This window comes from Pseudorhodoferax sp. LjRoot39 (genome assembly GCF_964253035.1).
Lineage (GTDB): Bacteria > Pseudomonadota > Gammaproteobacteria > Burkholderiales > Burkholderiaceae_C > Pseudorhodoferax.
Genome location: NZ_CAXUQL020000001.1, coordinates 1974095 through 1990379, shown reverse-complemented (window position 1 = coordinate 1990379; position 16285 = coordinate 1974095). Strand labels below are relative to the sequence as shown.

Annotated in this window: 14 protein-coding genes; 6 read left to right on the top strand and 8 right to left on the bottom strand. The window is 67.3% G+C overall.

Annotated elements, in window-relative coordinates; translation table 11 throughout:
* The first annotated feature begins 7 nt into the window (after positions 1-7).
* From ACSQ4M_RS09415 to ACSQ4M_RS09405, 3 genes are all read left to right on the top strand, one after another.
* Positions 8-3178, top strand: a complete 3171-nt coding sequence (locus ACSQ4M_RS09415) for an efflux RND transporter permease subunit (RefSeq protein ID WP_436189307.1) — start codon at positions 8-10, stop codon at positions 3176-3178.
* A complete protein-coding gene (locus ACSQ4M_RS09410; protein WP_436189306.1) occupies positions 3171-4577 on the top strand; it encodes an efflux transporter outer membrane subunit in 1407 nt (468 codons plus the stop codon). The genes ACSQ4M_RS09415 and ACSQ4M_RS09410 overlap by 8 nt, the downstream gene beginning before the upstream one ends.
* Before the next feature lie 88 nt (positions 4578-4665).
* Positions 4666-5238 (top strand): c-type cytochrome, encoded by a 573-nt coding sequence (locus ACSQ4M_RS09405; RefSeq protein WP_436189305.1) that lies wholly within the window; start codon positions 4666-4668, stop codon positions 5236-5238.
* A 15-nt stretch (positions 5239-5253) separates the two neighbouring features.
* On the opposite strand, the gene ACSQ4M_RS09400 is transcribed toward ACSQ4M_RS09405, so the two are convergent.
* From ACSQ4M_RS09400 to ACSQ4M_RS09390, 3 genes are read right to left on the bottom strand one after another with little or no spacing between them, the layout of a single operon-like run.
* Positions 5254-5802, bottom strand: coding sequence for a DUF2946 family protein (locus ACSQ4M_RS09400; RefSeq protein ID WP_436189304.1), 549 nt, complete (start codon positions 5800-5802; stop codon positions 5254-5256).
* 10 nt (positions 5803-5812) lie between these two features.
* Complete coding sequence (locus ACSQ4M_RS09395; protein WP_436189303.1) at positions 5813-6808, bottom strand: YheT family hydrolase; 996 nt, start codon at positions 6806-6808, stop codon at positions 5813-5815.
* Positions 6809-6843: 35 nt separating this feature from the next.
* A complete protein-coding gene (locus ACSQ4M_RS09390; RefSeq protein ID WP_436189302.1) occupies positions 6844-7299 on the bottom strand; it encodes a YybH family protein in 456 nt (151 codons plus the stop codon).
* A gap of 142 nt (positions 7300-7441) precedes the next feature.
* Between ACSQ4M_RS09390 and ACSQ4M_RS09385 the strand changes: the two genes are divergently transcribed.
* From ACSQ4M_RS09385 to ACSQ4M_RS09375, 3 genes are read left to right on the top strand one after another with little or no spacing between them, the layout of a single operon-like run.
* Positions 7442-8029, top strand: coding sequence for a LemA family protein (locus tag ACSQ4M_RS09385; protein ID WP_056663740.1), 588 nt, complete (start codon positions 7442-7444; stop codon positions 8027-8029).
* 3 nt (positions 8030-8032) lie between these two features.
* Positions 8033-8962 (top strand): TPM domain-containing protein, encoded by a 930-nt coding sequence (locus tag ACSQ4M_RS09380; protein ID WP_436189301.1) that lies wholly within the window; start codon positions 8033-8035, stop codon positions 8960-8962.
* Positions 8963-8976: 14 nt separating this feature from the next.
* Positions 8977-9495 carry a TPM domain-containing protein gene (locus tag ACSQ4M_RS09375; protein WP_436189300.1) on the top strand — a complete coding sequence of 173 codons (519 nt, stop codon included), beginning with the start codon at positions 8977-8979 and terminating at the stop codon, positions 9493-9495.
* 246 nt (positions 9496-9741) lie between these two features.
* On the opposite strand, the gene ACSQ4M_RS09370 is transcribed toward ACSQ4M_RS09375, so the two are convergent.
* The 5 genes from ACSQ4M_RS09370 to atpA all read right to left on the bottom strand — a co-directional run bounded on the left by ACSQ4M_RS09370 (position 9742) and on the right by atpA (position 16255).
* Entirely contained in the window at positions 9742-11766 is a 2025-nt protein-coding gene (locus tag ACSQ4M_RS09370; RefSeq protein ID WP_436189299.1) for an acyltransferase family protein, read from the bottom strand.
* Between the two features lie 137 nt (positions 11767-11903).
* Positions 11904-12323, bottom strand: a complete 420-nt coding sequence (locus tag ACSQ4M_RS09365) for a F0F1 ATP synthase subunit epsilon (RefSeq protein WP_436189298.1) — start codon at positions 12321-12323, stop codon at positions 11904-11906.
* Between the two features lie 21 nt (positions 12324-12344).
* Positions 12345-13751: a F0F1 ATP synthase subunit beta gene (atpD, locus tag ACSQ4M_RS09360; RefSeq protein WP_436189297.1), complete on the bottom strand. Its 1407-nt coding sequence runs from the start codon at positions 13749-13751 to the stop codon at positions 12345-12347.
* 42 nt (positions 13752-13793) lie between these two features.
* The gene (gene atpG, locus ACSQ4M_RS09355; RefSeq protein WP_436189296.1) at positions 13794-14678 is read right to left on the bottom strand and encodes a F0F1 ATP synthase subunit gamma; all 885 of its coding nucleotides are present in this window, start codon (positions 14676-14678) and stop codon (positions 13794-13796) included.
* A gap of 23 nt (positions 14679-14701) precedes the next feature.
* Positions 14702-16255, bottom strand: a complete 1554-nt coding sequence (gene atpA, locus ACSQ4M_RS09350; protein WP_436189295.1) for a F0F1 ATP synthase subunit alpha — start codon at positions 16253-16255, stop codon at positions 14702-14704.
* Positions 16256-16285: the final 30 nt, after the last annotated feature.

The window sequence follows — 16285 nt, the reverse complement described above, 5'->3', positions numbered from 1 at the left end:
AGCATCCATGGCCAAGTTCTTCATCGATCGCCCGATCTTTGCCTGGGTGATCGCGCTGTTCATCATCGTGATGGGCGCGGTCTCGATCACCCAGCTGCCGATCTCGCAGTACCCCCCGGTGGCGCCACCAGCCATCATCATCAACGCCACCTACCCGGGCGCCTCCGCGCAGACGCTGGAGGACAGCGTGCTGTCCGTCATCGAGCGCGAGATGAACGGCTCGCCGGGCCTGATCTACATGGAGTCGGTCGCCCAGGCCGACGGCACCGGCACCATCACGGTGACCTTCGAGCCCGGCACAAATGCCGACCTGGCCCAGGTGGACGTGCAGAACCGCCTCTCGCGCGCGACGCCGCGCCTGCCCTCGGCCGTGACACAGCAGGGCGTGCGGGTGGACAAGTCGCGCAACAACTTCCTGGCGTTCGTGATGCTGTCCTCGGACAACCCCGACTTCACCCCGGTGGAGCTGGGCGACTACGCCGCGCGCAACGTCCAGCCTGAGTTGCAACGCGTCAAGGGCGTCGGCCAGGTGCAGCTGTTCGGCTCGGAAACCGCCATGCGGATCTGGCTGGACCCGGCCAAGATGCAGGGCGTGCAGATTTCCTCGGCCGAAGTGTCGGCCGCGATCCGCGCGCAGAACGCCCAGGTGGCCTCCGGCACCATCGGCGACCTGCCGAACGTGGCCGGCCAGAGCATCGCCGCCACCGTGGTCGTCAAGGGCCAGCTGTCCAATGTGGCGCAGTTCCAGAACATCGTGCTGCGCGCCAATCCCGATGGCTCCACCGTGCGCCTGAAGGACGTGGCCCGCGTCGAGATCGGCGGCCAGAGCTACGCCACCTCGGCGCGCCTGAACGGCACGCCCGCGGTCGGCCTGGGCATCCAGCCCTCGCCAGGCGGCAACGCACTGGAGTCGGCACGCCTCTTGCGCCAGAAGATGGACGAGCTGTCCAAGTTCTTCCCACAGGGCGTGAAGTACGACGTCCCCTACGACAGCTCCAAGTTCGTGAGCATCTCGATCGAACAGGTCACGCACACGCTGTTCGAGGCGGTGGCGCTGGTGTTCCTCGTGATGTTCCTGTTCCTGCAGAACTGGCGCTACACGCTGATCCCCACGCTGGTGGTGCCGATCGCGCTCTTGGGCACCTTCGCGGCGCTGCTGGCGCTGGGCTTCTCGATCAACGTGCTGACCATGTTCGGCATGGTGCTGGTGATCGGCATCGTGGTGGACGACGCCATCGTGGTGGTGGAGAACGTCGAACGCATCATGAGCGAGGAGGGCCTGTCGCCGCTGGACGCCACCAAGAAGGCCATGCAGCAGATCTCGGGCGCCATCATCGGCGTGACCGTGGTGCTGATCTCGGTGTTCGTGCCGCTGGCCTTCTTCGCCGGCTCCACCGGCAACATCTACCGCCAGTTCTCGGCGGTGATGGTGGTCTCGATCGGGTTCTCGGCCTTCCTGGCACTGTCGCTGACGCCGGCGCTGTGCGCCACGCTGCTCAAGCCCGTGGAAGCCGGCCACCACCATGAGAAGCGCGGCTTCTTCGGCTGGTTCAACCGCAGCTTCTCGCGCACGGCCAAGGGCTACGAAGGCGTGGTCGCGCGCATGCTCAAGGGCGCCGCGCGCTACCTCATCATCTACGCCGCCATCATCGGTGCCGTGGTCGTGGTCTACCAGCGCCTGCCCACCTCCTTCCTGCCGCAGGAAGACCAGGGCAACATCATCGTCAACGTGCAGCTGCCGCCGGGCGCGACGCAGGAACGCATGCTGGACGTGATGCAACAGGTCGAAGGCTTCATGCTCAAGCAGCCTGAAGTGGAGAGCATGGTGGGCGTGCTGGGCTTCTCGTTCTCGGGCCAGGGCCAGAACGCGGGCCTGGCCTTCGTGACGCTGAAGGACTGGTCCGAACGGCACGACCCGGGGCACTCCGCCAGCGCACTGGCTGGCCGCGCGTTCGGCGCGCTGTCGGGCATCCGTGACGCCTTCATCTACCCGCTGAGCCCGCCGCCGATTCCCGAGCTGGGCAATGCCAGCGGCTTCTCGTTCCGCTTGCAGGACCGTTCCGGCCAGGGCCACCAGGCTCTGCTGAACGCGCGCAACCAGCTGCTGGGCATGGCCTCGCAGAGCAAGATCCTGGCGCAGGTGCGGCCGGACGGCCTGGAAGACGCGTCGCAGCTGCAGATCGACATCGACCGCGACAAGGCCCAGGCCCTGGGCGTGGGGTTCGATGCGATCAACACCGCGCTGTCGACCTCGCTGGGCTCGAGCTACATCAACGACTTCCCGAACCGCGGCCGCTTGCAGCGCGTGATCGTGCAGGCCGATGCACCGGCCCGCATGCAGCCCGAGGACCTGCTGCGCCTGAACGCGGCCAACGCCCAGGGCCAGCCGGTGCCGCTGTCCGCCTTCGCCACGACGCGCTGGGTCACGGGCGCGATGCAGACGGTGCGCTACAACGGCTATCCGGCCATGCGCATCAGCGGCGACGCCGCCCCGGGCCAAAGCACGGGCGCGGCCATGGCCGAGATGGAGCGGCTGGCGGCCCAGCTGCCGCCGGGTTTCGGCTTCGAATGGACCGGCCAGTCGCGCGAGGAAAAGCTCGCCGGCTCGCAGGCCATCATCCTGTACGGCTTCGCGATCCTCGCAGTGTTCCTGTGCCTCGCGGCACTGTACGAAAGCTGGTCGATCCCGCTGGCCGTGATCCTGGTGGTGCCGCTGGGCGTGATCGGCGTGCTGCTGGCCACTCTGCTGCGCTCCTACGCGAACGACGTGTACTTCCAGGTGGGCCTGATCACCATCATCGGCCTGTCGGCGAAGAACGCGATCCTGATCATCGAGTTCGCCAAGGACCTGCAGGCACAGGGCCGCAGCGTGGTGCAGTCCGCGCTGGAAGCCGCGCACCTGCGGTTCCGCCCGATCATCATGACCTCGCTGGCCTTCGGCCTGGGTGTGGTGCCCTTGTTCATCGCCTCCGGCGCCGGTTCGGCCAGCCAGCGCGCGATCGGCACGGGCGTGATCGGCGGCATGGTGACTGGCACCCTGCTGGCCGTGTTCTTCGTACCGGTGTTCTTCGTGGTCGTGCGCAGCATCTTCAAGGGCAGCAAGCGGCAGAACGAGATCTATGCCGCCCATGCACGCGATGCCGGCGTGGGCGAAGCCAAGGAAGGCGCACATGACTAAGAAACCATCGACGCGCCTGTCGGCGCTGGCATTGGCCGCGCTGCTCAGCGGCTGCTCGTTCATCCCGACCTACGAGCGCCCCACCGCACCGGTGGCCACGCAGTGGCCAGGCGAGACCGCGGCTCCGGCCGCAGCCCAGCCTGTGGCCGACATCCCGTGGCAGAACTTCTTCAGCGACGCGCGGCTGCGCGCGCTGGTGGAGCAGGCCCTGGCCAACAACCGCGACCTGCGCGTGGCCGTGCTCAACATCGAGCAGGCCCGCGCGCAGTACCGCATCCAGCGCGCCGACCGCCTGCCCAGCATCGGCGTGGGCGCCAGCGGCACGCGCACGGAGCTGGGCCAGGGCGGCAGCACCACGACCTACCAGGCCGGGCTCACGCTGTCGTCCTGGGAGCTGGACTTCTTCGGCCGCGTGGCCAGCCTCAGCGAGGCGGCGCTGGGCCAGTACCTGGCCACCGAGGAAGGCCGCAAGTCCACCCAGATCACGCTGGTGGCCGCGGTCGCGAACGCCTACCTGAGCCTGCTGGCCGACGAGGAGCTGCTGGAGCTCACGCGCCAGACCCTGGCCACGCGCGAGGACTCGGCCAAGCTGTCCAAGCTGCGCTTCGACAACGGCGTGGCGTCCGAGCTGGACCTGCGCCAGGCGCAGTCGCTGCTGGAGGCTGCGCGCGCCACGCTGGCACAGCTGCAGCGCCAGCGCGCCCAGGACCTGAACCAGTTGACGCTGCTGGTCGGCCAGCCCGACTGGGCCCAGCAGATCGCGAGCCTGCCGGCCACGAAGAGCCTGGAATCGGCTGTGGTGATGACCGAGCTGCCGGCCGGCCTGCCTTCGGACGTGCTGACCGCGCGGCCCGACATCCGCCAGGCCGAGCAGTTGCTGCGTTCGGCCAATGCCAACATCGGTGCGGCGCGCGCGGCCTTCTTCCCGCGCATCACGCTGACGGCTGGCTTCGGCACCGTCAGCAGCCAGCTGTCGGGCCTGTTCGAGAGTGGCAGCTGGGGCTTCAGCGCGGCACCGCAGTTGCTGTTGCCGATCTTCGACGGTGGGCGCAACCAGGCCGGGCTGGATTCGGCCAACGTGAACCGCGACATCGCGGTGGCGCAGTACGAGAAAGCGATCCAGACCGCGTTCCGCGAGGTGGCCGATGCACTGGCCGGCCGCGCCACGCTGGGCGAAGAGTTGCGCGCGCAGCAGGCGCAGGCCGAGGCGGAATCCGCGCGCTTCAAGCTCTCGGATCTGCGCTACCGCAACGGGGTGGCCAGCTACCTGGATCTGCTGGACGCGCAGCGCTCGCTGTTCGTCACGCAGCAGGCCGTGGTGCAGACCCGGCTCGCGCAACTGCAGAACCAGGTCACGCTGTACAAGACGCTGGGCGGCGGTTGGACCACGCAGCCCTGACAGCGCGGCGCGTGCGCGACGGGTCCGTACAGAACCCGCCGTTATACTCGCCGGCTGACAAAAAGCCCCCGACGAGACTGAGGACAACATGAGCGAACATGCGGACGGCGGCGCCCATACGGGCCCCATCAAGAACCCCAAGCAACTGCTGGTGGCGACCTTGTTCTCCTTCATCGTGCCGATCTTCGTGATCATCGGGCTGGTGTACTTCGTGGTGTCGGCGGTCAAGCCTGCCGGCAGCAGCGATGCCAGCGCCATGGCGCTGGGCGGCGTGACCGAACAAAGCCTTGCCCAGGGCGTAGCGGCCCGGCTGCAGAAGGTCGGCAGCGTGGAGATCCGCGATGCCAACCGCCCCCTGGCCAACGGCGAAACGGTGTTCAAGGCGCAGTGCGCGGCTTGCCACGGCACCGGTGTGGCCGGGGCGCCGAAGCTGGGCGATGCAGCCGCCTGGGGTCCGCGCCTGGGCCAGGGCTTGCAGACGCTGGTCGAGCATGCGCTCAAGGGCAAGGGCGCCATGGCACCGCAGGGTGGGGGCGATTTCGCCGACCTGGAGATCGCACGTGCCGTGGCCTACATGGGCAATGCGGGCGGCGGCAAGTTCGAAGAGCCGGCCCAGCCTGCAGCCGCGGCGTCTGCCCCGGCGGAAACCGCATCCAAGTAAAGCCGCGCGGCGGCTTCAGCCCGCCGCGCCGGCCGGTACCAGCCGCTGCGGGCTGGTGACAAATCCGTGGGCTGCCGGCAAATCGGCCGCCTTCACCTCTTCTAGCACCCAGCCGGCCTGCTCCACGGCCGAGGCCACGAGCACGACATCGAGCGAGTGCACCAGGCCCAGGCCCAGATCGGTCAGCACGAACACCCGGCCGTGCTCATCCAGCAGCGCCCGCTCGCGGCGGGCAGCGGTGCCCGTGTGGGCCGACAGCGAGAAATCGGGCGCGACGCGCCAGACCCAGGGCGCGGCCTCCAGTTCCACGAAGACACGCTGCGGCCCGTTCTGGAAGAACCAGCAGCCGCGCGCATCGCAGGCGTAGTTGCGGCCGATGAAGGCCAGGAGCTTGTCGTGCCGCAGCAGATCACCCTTGGCGGCGCCGCCCTGCGCGAAGGCGCCCGCGGCCTGCGCCTGGGCATCACGCAGGTACCAGCCGCCACGCGCATCCAGGCCCAGCCAGCCGTAGCAGTCCGGCACGTTGGGCCATTTCGCGATGGCCTGGCGCACGATGTCGTCCATGCCAGGATTATCAGCGCAGGGCTTGCAGCAGCCAGTTGCCCACTGCATCGGGCATGGCCCGCACATTGGCCGGCCAGGCGCCGTGGGGGAAGCCGACATGGCCGCCCTCCTCGGGCTGCCACAGCGTGACGTAGTCACCCACCGCATCGGGCCCAGGCAAGCTGGCCAGCGGCACGAAGGGATCGTTGCGCGCATTGAGCACCAGCGCGGGGATGCGGATGCGGGCCAGGTGCGGGCCGGCCGATGCCCGCCGCCAGTAGTCCTCGACATCGCGGTAGCCGTGCAGCGGTGCGGTGAAGACGTTGTCGAAGGTGTAGAGATCACGTGCCGACAGCAGTACATCGCGATCGAACAGGCCAGGGTGCTGCGCCAGCTTGCGCAGCGCCTTGGGCTTCATCGAGCGCAGGAACATGCCGGTGTAGACCAGCCGGTTGAAGCCCTGCCCCAGCGCCAGGCCACCGGCCATCAGATCCAGCGGCGCGCAGACCGCCGCGATGGCGGACGCATAGGCCGCAGCCTCGCCTTCCATCTCCTGGGCCCAGCGCAACAGCGCATTGCCCCCCAGCGACACGCCGACCGCCACGATGGGGCCGGCATGGCGCGCGCGCATGCGCCGCAGGATCCAGCCCACCTCTTCGAAATCGCCGGAGTGGTAGGCGCGCGGCGCGAGGTTCAGCTCGCCACTGCAACCGCGGAAGTGCGGTACCGCATAGACCATGCCGTGCTGGCGCGCGAAGTCGCCGAAGGCTTCGGCGTAGTGGCTGCTCGACGAGCCTTCCAGGCCATGGAACAGCACCAGCAGCGTGCGCTGCTCGGGGCTGGCGGCCGGATCGACGGCATCAGCCGCAGCATCGGCCATGTCCACGTCGATGAAATCCATGTCGGGCGTGATCCAGCGCTCGCGCTTGAACGCCAGCGCCGGGCCCCGGCGCCGCTGGCCATACAGCGATGCCCAGATGGTCTGCATGTCCCCACCGGGAAGCCACCAGGGTGCGCTGTACTCCATCGGCCCGCCTTGCTGTCGTGGATCGGGAAGACCGCTCAGTGCAGGGTCTGCGGGCCGGCCGCAGGCTCGTGGTCGCGGCCGCCACCGAGCCGGTCGGCGCTGGCGTGGTGCGTGACGATGCGCCAGCCCTGCGCCGTCTTCAGGTAGACGTTGGTGGCCACGACCTCGGCAGCGCGCAGGCCGCTGTCGGTCAGCACCTCGATGCGCTCGACCACGCTGTGCACGGCGCAGGTCAGCGTCTCGATCTTGCGCACGCGCTGCGGCAGCACGCGCACGGCACCGGAGACGAACAGTGCTTCGTAAGCGGCGCGGATGGCGCCGGCACCGACCAGTCGCGGGCCATCGGGATGGATGCAGACGATGTCGTCCTCGTCGGCCCAGCAGGCCATCATGGCATCGACGTCGGCATGCAGCATGGCGTCGTAGAACGCGGCCTCGGTGTCGTCGGCGCTGCCGACCAGGGGGGCGGACTGCAGTCGGGCTGGGCTCATGCGGTCGGCATACGAAGGGTTGCGGTGCGCGCGATTGTGCAACGAATTGCTGCCAATGCCCCGGGTTCGCCGTAGCAGGGACCATGCTCCGCTATGCTCCACGCCAGCCGGCGGTGGCGCCGGATGCACGGAGCACGGGAAGATGCGTCATTGGCTGTTCACCATCGCACTGGCATTGGCCCTGTCGGGCTGCGGCTACAACGACTTCCAACGCCTGGACGAGCAGTCCAAGGCGGCTTGGAGCGAAGTGCTGAACCAGTATCAGCGCCGCGCCGATCTGGTGCCCAACATCGTGGCAACGGTCAAGGGCGAGGCTGCATTCGAGCAAGACACCTTGACCAAGGTGGTCGAGGCGCGCGCCAAGGCGACGGCGATCCAGGTCACCCCCGAGACGCTGAACAACCCCGAGGCCATGGCGAAGTTCCAGGCCGCCCAGGGCGAACTGGGCAGCGCACTGTCGCGCCTGATGGTGGTCAGCGAGCGCTACCCCGACCTCAAGGCCAACCAGGGCTTCCGCGACCTGCGTGTGCAACTGGAAGGCACGGAGAACCGCATCACGGTGGCGCGCAACCGCTACATCCAGACGGTGCAGGAGTACAACGTGCTCGCACGCAGCTTCCCGACCAACCTGACGGCCAAGGTCTTCGGCTACGACGCCAAGGCCAGCTTCGCGGTGGCCAACGAGGCGCAGATCTCGACACCGCCCGTGGTCGACTTCCAGAAGAAATAGGCCTTGCGCGCCTGGCTCGCACGGATCGGCCTGTGGGCGGCGCTGCTGCTGGCCCAGGCCACGCTGCAGGCCCAGCCGGTGCAGCCCGTGCCCGCGCTCGCGGCGCGCGTGGTGGACACCACCGGCACGCTGGACGCGGCCCAGCGGGCGCAGCTGGAGCAGGCACTGGCCCGGCTGGAACAGGAGCGCGGCGCGCAGGTGGTCGTGCTGCTGGTGGCGACCACGGCGCCCGAGGACATCGCGTCCTACGCCAACCGCGTGGCCAACGCCTGGAAGATCGGCCGGCGCGACATCGGCGACGGCGTGCTGCTGCTCGTCGCCAAAAACGACCGGCGGCTGCGCATCGAAGTGGCCAAGACCCTGGAGGGCGCCATCCCCGACCTCGCCGCCAAGCAGATCATCGACGAGGCCATCACGCCGCGGCTGCGGCAGAACGACTATGCGGGCGCGCTGCTGGCTGGCGTGGCGCAGCTGGACGCACGCATCCGCGGTGAAAACCTCCCAGCACCTGCGCCGGCCCCTGCGGCAGAACACGGCCTGGACGAAGACGCCGTCACGCCGCTGCTGTTCGTGCTGTTCTTCGCCGTCCCGGTGGCGGCCGGCATCCTGCGCAGCGTGCTCGGCAGGCGGCTGGGCGCGGCGGCCACGGGCATCGGCGTCGGCGCATTCGCAGGCCTGGTGCTGCACACCGCGCTGTGGCTGGCTGCGGCGGCCGGGCTGCTGGCCTTCGTCGTTGCGCTGGTGGCCGGGCTGGGCCCGCTGCTGCGCGGCGGTCCGTCGCAACGGCGTGGCCGCACCGGCCCTGGTCCGGGCGGCTGGGCCGGCGGTGCCGGCGGCTTCGGCGGAGGCTGGTCCGGTGGTGGCGGCGCAGGGGGCTTCAGCTCCGGCGGTGGCGGTGATTTCGGGGGCGGTGGTGCCTCCGGCGATTGGTGAGGAGCAGGACGCGCATGGCACGGATCTGGAGCCGGCTGCGGCGCTTTCTGACGCACCGCTGGGTCGACGTGGGCGATGCCCACCAGGCTTTGCCGCGTGCTGCGCTGGAGCGGCTGGAGCGGCGCATCGCCGCCAGCGAACAGCGCCACACCGGCGAGGTCTGCATCTGCGTGGAAGCAGCCTTGCCCGCCAGCTACCTGCTGCGCGATGCCACGGCACGCGAGCGTGCGGTGGCGATGTTCGGCAAGCTGCGCGTGTGGGACACCGAGCACAACAACGGCGTGCTGATCTACCTGCTGCTGGCCGAGCACGCCATCGAGCTCGTGGCCGACCGCGGGCTGAACCGGTATGTGGATGCACAGCGCTGGCAACAGGTGGTCGAACAGCTGCGCAGCGCCCTGCGCGCGGGCCAGTACGAGGACGGCTTGACCACGGCGCTGGAAGAGGTGTCGGCCGTGCTGGTGACGCACTTTCCGGCGACCGATGGCGCTCGCGGCGCCAATGCGTTGTCGAACCGGATCGACCTCAGGTAGCGGCCATTCAGCCTAGATTCGGCAGTTGGATGCGCCCGACGGTGCCGTGATCGGCATGCCAGGCAAGGCGCGACGACGCGGCGCACTCCTGTGCGCAAGGAGGAGCAACGCTGCATGGCGCGGCGAGCGCGGTGCCGGCGGGTGCATAGCGGCCTCACCCAGAAGGTGAGGGGTATTGGAGACGCCAAGTCCAGTGTTCATGCGGCTTGCCAAAGGGCTGCGAGCGGTCAACTGCCGAATCTAGGTTCAGATGGCTTTGGCTGAGGCGCGGGACGGCAAACGCTGCGCGACAGACTCCAGCATGGCCAGGAACGATGGAAACAGAACGCGGTTGCCATGGCCGCTCAGATGGTCGCCATCGATGAACATGGGTAGCTGGCCGTCGAAAGCCGAGCAGATCTTTTCGGGGCACAGCACCGGGAAAGGGTCCCAGACCGTCAGCGCAGGATGCAGGGTCTTGAGCTCTGCCAACGCGTCCATCACCGGCTGGCGGCGCTGCTCGAGAAAATCGCGCTCGATGACGAAGCCACCTGCGCAGATCGGATTGCGCGCGTTGAACCAATCGGAGCAACGGAAGGCAGGCGATTTGAAGATCGGTTTGGGCGCGTCGATGACCACCTGCAGGCCGGCCTCCTGCAGCGTGGTCACGACCTTGTCGGCTTCCTGGAAGACGAGGGTCTGCCGAACGTCATGCGGCGCAGGCCGGCTGGCGGGCAGGGCCTCTGGCTCGAAGATCTCCCACTGGTCCGCCAGGCGCCGCAGACGCAGCGCCGCCAGGAACACGATATCGCCTGGCGCCGCCTTTTGCTTGATCTCGGCGATCTTCGCGGCAACCCAGTCCTTGCAGGCTTTGTTGGCGGAGTAGCGCAGCCCGGCGGCAGCACAGCCGCCTTTCGAGAACGTCAACACCTCGACCCCGGTCCGTTCCTTCAGCTGCTGCAACATGGTGCGGTAGGCGCCTGCGTGTGAGTCGCCCAGCACAAAGAGCTTGCGTCCGCTCAGAGCACCCGCCTGCACTGGCGGCGTTTCCCCCTTCGAGGGCCATGCGTTCGGCTGCCACACACGAGCGTCCCGGGTGACGCTGAGACTGATCCAGCGCTGCGACGCCAGGATCCCGGCAAAGCAGACCGCGCCGAGGACAAGGCAGGCAGAGCCGTAGACCACGGTGCGCCTGGACGGCCAGCCGGACAGGCGCTGGCGCCACCACCGTCCCTGCTCGACACCGTGGTAGGACGCCACGGCCAAGCCGAACGCCAGCACGGCAGCGAAGACGAGGACCCTGGCGCCGTCCAGTCCAGTGGTCCAGCGCAGCACCACCAGCACGGGCCAATGCCACAGGTACAGGGAGTACGAGATCTTGCCGATGTAGGTGACCACGCGGCTTCCGAGCAGAGCGTTCGGCCAGGCGCGTCGCGCCACGTCTCCGACACTGCCGCCGATGACGAGCACCGCACCCAGCACGGCCGGAACAGCCCAAGGAAACGGGAACGTCCGCTTGTCGGCATAGGCGAACGCCAGCGCGATCAGGAGGCCGCCGGCTATGGTCCACATGCCTGCGCGGCCCGCCGTGGCAGGCAGGGCACGCCCCGCGTGGTGCAGGCGGAACAGCAGTGCGCCGCAGGCCAGTTCCCAGAAGCGGCTGGGCAGCATGTAGTAGGCCAGGTCCGGCCGCTTGCTGGTCTCATAAGCACAGTAGGCGAACGACGCGAGCAGCAAGGCCGGAAGCAGCACGCGTGCAGTCCAGGCCTTGGCGCCATGGCCGCCGCGATGGCGAAACCATGCGTAGAACAGCAGCGGAAAGATCACATAGAACTGCTCTTCTACGCCCAAGGACCAGGTGTGCGTGAAGGCGTTGAACTCCGCGCGCGGCGAGAAATACCCATCGCTGAACAACACCAGCGCGAAGTTGCTCAGCCCGAAGATGGACCCGATGCCCGTATACGCCGTGGTTTCGCTGAGCCATGACGACGGCACCAGCAGCGTGGTCGCCAGGCCAGTCAGCAGGACGCAGACCAGCAATGCAGGAAAGATGCGCACGATGCGGCGCGCATAGAAGCTCAGCAGGTAGGGGCCGAACCGATCGTCATGGCGGTGCGCCAGGCTGGCACTGACCACGTAGCCGGAGATCACGAAAAAGACGTCGACCCCGGCAAAGCCACCGGGCAGGAACGACGCGCGCATGTGGAACAGCAGGACCGACAGCACCGCCACGGCGCGCAGCCCGTCGATGCCTGGGATGTAGCCGTCTGCGGGCCTGGTAGTTGCCGTCATGAAAGCTGCGCTCCGCGCAGGGATGAACGTGGAAAAAGATGCATCTGCAAGTAGCAAAAAAAATGCCACCTTGCGGTGGCATCTCGTGGCAGAGCGCCGGCACGAACAAGCTCGGCGTTCATGGCGACAGCGCCAACTTACTTCTTCTGCCGGTACTTGCGCAGCGCAGCGATCTGCGCCGCCATCACGGCCAGCTCGGACTGCGCCCTGGCGATGTCCAGCTCGCCCTTGGCGTTGCGCAGCGCTTCCTCGGCCGCGGCCTTGGCCGCGTTGGCCTTCTCGTCGTCCAGGTCCTTGCCGCGGATGGCGGTGTCGGACAGTACGGTCACGGCGTTGGGCTGCACCTCGAGAATGCCGCCGGCCACGAAGATGAACTCTTCGCTGCCGTCGGGCCGCTCGATGCGCACCGAGCCTGGCTTGATGCGCGTGATCAGCGGCACGTGGCGCGGAAAGATGCCGAGCTCGCCGGCCTCGCCGGGCAGGGCCACGAAGCGGGCCTCACCCGAGAAGATGGACTCCTCGGCACTGACGACGTCAACCTGGAATGTCGTTGCCATGGGGTTCCTTCCAGCGCCTGCTTAGGCGATCTTCTTGGCCTTTTCGAAGGCCTCGTCGATGGTGCCGACCATGTAGAAGGCCTGCTCGGGCAGGTGGTCGCATTCGCCGGCCGTGATCATCTTGAAACCACGGATGGTTTCGGCCAGCGGCACGTACTTGCCAGGCGAGCCCGTGAACACTTCAGCGACGTGGAAGGGCTGCGACAGGAAACGCTGGATCTTGCGGGCACGGGCCACGGCCAGCTTGTCTTCCGGTGCGAGTTCGTCCATGCCCAGGATCGCGATGATGTCGCGCAGTTCCTTGTAGCGCTGCAGCGTGCCCTGCACGGCACGGGCCGTGTCGTAGTGGTCGGCACCGACCACCAGCGGGTCCAGCTGGCGGCTGGTGGAGTCCAGCGGATCCACGGCCGGGTAGATGCCCAGCGAGGCGATGTCACGCGACAGCACCACGGTGGAATCCAAGTGGGCGAAGGTCGTGGCAGGCGAGGGGTCGGTCAAGTCATCCGCCGGCACGTACACGGCCTGGATCGAGGTGATCGAGCCCACCTTGGTCGAGGTGATGCGCTCTTGCAGGCGGCCCATTTCCTCGGCCAGCGTCGGCTGGTAGCCCACGGCGGAAGGCATGCGGCCCAGCAGGGCGGACACTTCGGTACCGGCCAGCGTGTAGCGGTAGATGTTGTCCACGAAGAACAGCACGTCCTTGCCTTCGTCGCGGAACGACTCGGCGATCGTCAGGCCGGTCAGCGCGACGCGCAGACGGTTGCCCGGGGGCTCGTTCATCTGGCCGTAGACCATGGCCACCTTGGACTCTTCCAGGTTCTCCAGGTTCACGACGCCGGAGTCGGCCATCTCATGGTAGAAGTCGTTGCCCTCGCGGGTACGCTCGCCCACACCAGCGAACACCGACAGACCGCTGTGGGCCTTGGCGATGTTGTTGATGAGTTCCATCATGTTCACGGTCTTGCCCACGCCGGCACCGCCGAACAGGCCGACCTTGCCGCCCTTGGCGAACGGGCACACCAGGTCGATCACCTTGATGCCGGTTTCCAGCAGTTCCTGCGAAGGCGACAGCTCGTCGTAGGCCGGGGCCTTGCGGTGGATCGATGCGGTCAGGGTCTGGTCGACCGGACCACGTTCGTCGATGGGGCTGCCCAGCACGTCCATGATGCGGCCCAGCGTGGCCTTGCCGACCGGCACCATGATGGAGGCGCCGGTGTTGAACACCATGGAGCCGCGGCGCAGGCCGTCGGACGAGCCCAGCGCGATGGTGCGGACCACGCCGTCACCCAGCTGCTGCTGGACTTCCAGCGTCAGCGCCGAACCTTCCATCTTGAGCGCGTCGTAGACCTTGGGCATCTGGTCGCGCGGGAACTCGACGTCCACCACAGCGCCGATACATTGAACAATCTTGCCTTGTGCTTGAGCCATTTGGTGCTCCTTTGCTCCAAAAATTTGAATCGGGCGCGGACGTCAGACCGCAGCAGCACCCGCGACGATCTCGGAGAGTTCCTTCGTGATCGCCGCCTGACGCGACTTGTTGTAGACCAGCTTGAGCTCGGCAATCACATTGCCGGCGTTGTCGGTCGCGGACTTCATGGCCACCATGCGCGCGGACTGCTCCGACGCCATGTTCTCGGCCACGGCCTGGTAGACCAGCGCCTCCACGTACCGGACCAGCAGTTCGTCGATGACGGATTGCGCGTCGGGCTCGTAGATGTAATCCCAGCTGTGCGTGCTCGGCTTGGCTTCGGCCTTGGCCTCGTCGCTGAGCTTGGCGTTCGACAGCGGCAGCAGCGGCTCGATCACCGACTCCTGCTTCATCGTGTTGATGAAGCGGGTGTAGCAAAGGTAGACCGCGCCGAGCTTGCCTTCGGCGTACGCATCGAGCAGCACCTTGACGGGACCGACGAGCTTGTCCAGGTGCGGCGTGTCGCCCAGGTGCGTCACGTGGGCGACGACCTTGGCGTTCATGCGGTTCAGGAAGCCCAGGCCCTTGCCACCGATGGCCACCGTCAGCGGCGTGCCGCCGGCGGCCTGCACATCGCGCAGCTTGCCCGTCAGCAGACGCAGCAGGTTGGTGTTCAAACCACCGCACAGGCCCTTGTCGGTCGTCACCACGATGAAGCCAACGTCCTTGGCTTCGTTCGTCTTCATGAAGGCGTGCGTGTACTCGGGATTTGCCTCGCCAAGGTGGGCCGCGATGTCGCGGATCTTGGTGGCGTACGGACGCGCAGCGCGCATCCGTTCCTGGGCCTTGCGCATCTTGGACACCGAGACCATTTCCATGGCCTTGGTGATCTTCTTGGTGTTCTCGACCGACTTGATCTTGCCGCGAATCTCTTTACCAGCAGCCATGCAAGACTCCTTTGCTCAGGTGATCAGGCAAAGGACTTCTTGAACGCGCCGATGGCGGCCGACAGCTCGGCTTCCGCGTCCTTGTCCAGGGCCTTCGTCGACTCCAGCTTGGCCAGCAGGGCGGCGTTCTTGTCCTTCAGGTAGGCATGCAGGCCATGCTCGAACGGCAGCACCTTCTTGACGTCGATGTCGTCCATGAAGCCCTTGTTCACGGCGAACAGCGTGGCACCCATCAGGCTGATCGGCAGCGGCGCGTACTGGGCCTGCTTGAGCAGTTCCGTCACGCGGGCACCGCGGTCCAGCTGCTTGCGGGTGGCTTCGTCCAGGTCGGAGGCGAACTGCGCGAACGCAGCCAGTTCACGGTACTGGGCCAGGTCGGTACGGATACCGCCGGACTGGTTCTTGATGATCTTGGTCTGGGCCGACGAACCCACGCGCGACACCGAGATACCGGCGTTGATGGCGGGGCGGATGCCGGCGTTGAACAACGACGTTTCCAGGAAGATCTGGCCGTCGGTGATCGAGATCACGTTGGTCGGCACGAAGGCGGACACGTCGCCGGCCTGCGTTTCGATGATCGGAAGTGCCGTCAGCGAACCTGTCTTGCCCTTGACTTCACCCTTGGTGAAGGCTTCCACATAGTCGGCGTTCACGCGGGCGGCGCGCTCGAGCAGACGGCTATGGAGGTAGAACACGTCGCCGGGGTAGGCTTCGCGGCCTGGCGGGCGGCGCAGCAGCAGCGAGACCTGGCGGTAGGCCACGGCCTGCTTGGACAGGTCGTCATAGACGATCAGCGCGTCTTCGCCGCGGTCGCGGAAGTACTCGCCCATCGTGCAGCCCGAGTAGGCCGACAGGTACTGCATGGCAGCGGATTCGGAAGCCGAAGCGGCCACGACGATGGTGTATTCCATCGCGCCGGCTTGCTCCAGTGCGCGCACCACGTTCTTGATCGACGAAGCCTTCTGGCCAATCGCAACGTAGACGCAGGTCATGTTCTGACCCTTCTGGTTGATGATCGCGTCGATCGCCACGGCGGTCTTGCCGGTCTGGCGGTCGCCGATGATCAGCTCGCGCTGGCCGCGGCCGACGGGCACCATGGAGTCGATGGACTTCAGGCCGGTCTGCATGGGCTGGTCGACCGACTTGCGGGCGATCACGCCAGGGGCGACCTTCTCGATCACGTCCGTCATCTTGGCGTTGACGGGACCCTTGCCGTCGATCGGCTGGCCCAGCGCGTTGACCACGCGGCCGACCAGCTCGGGGCCGACCGGCACTTCCAGGATGCGGCCGGTGCACTTGACGGTGTCGCCTTCGGAAATGTGCTCGTACTCGCCCAGAATCACCGCGCCGACGGAGTCGCGCTCCAGGTTCAGGGCCAGACCGAAGGTCTGCGCGCCACTGGGGGTGGCGGGGAACTCCAGCATTTCGCCTTGCATCACGTCCGACAGGCCGTGCACGCGCACGATGCCGTCGGTCACGGAGACCACGGTGCCCTGGTTGCGGATGTCGGCGCTGACGCCGAGACCTTCGATGCGGCTCTTGATCAGTTCGGAAATTTCTGCGGGATTGAGCTGCATGACTCTTTCCTTATTCAATATTGGGAGACA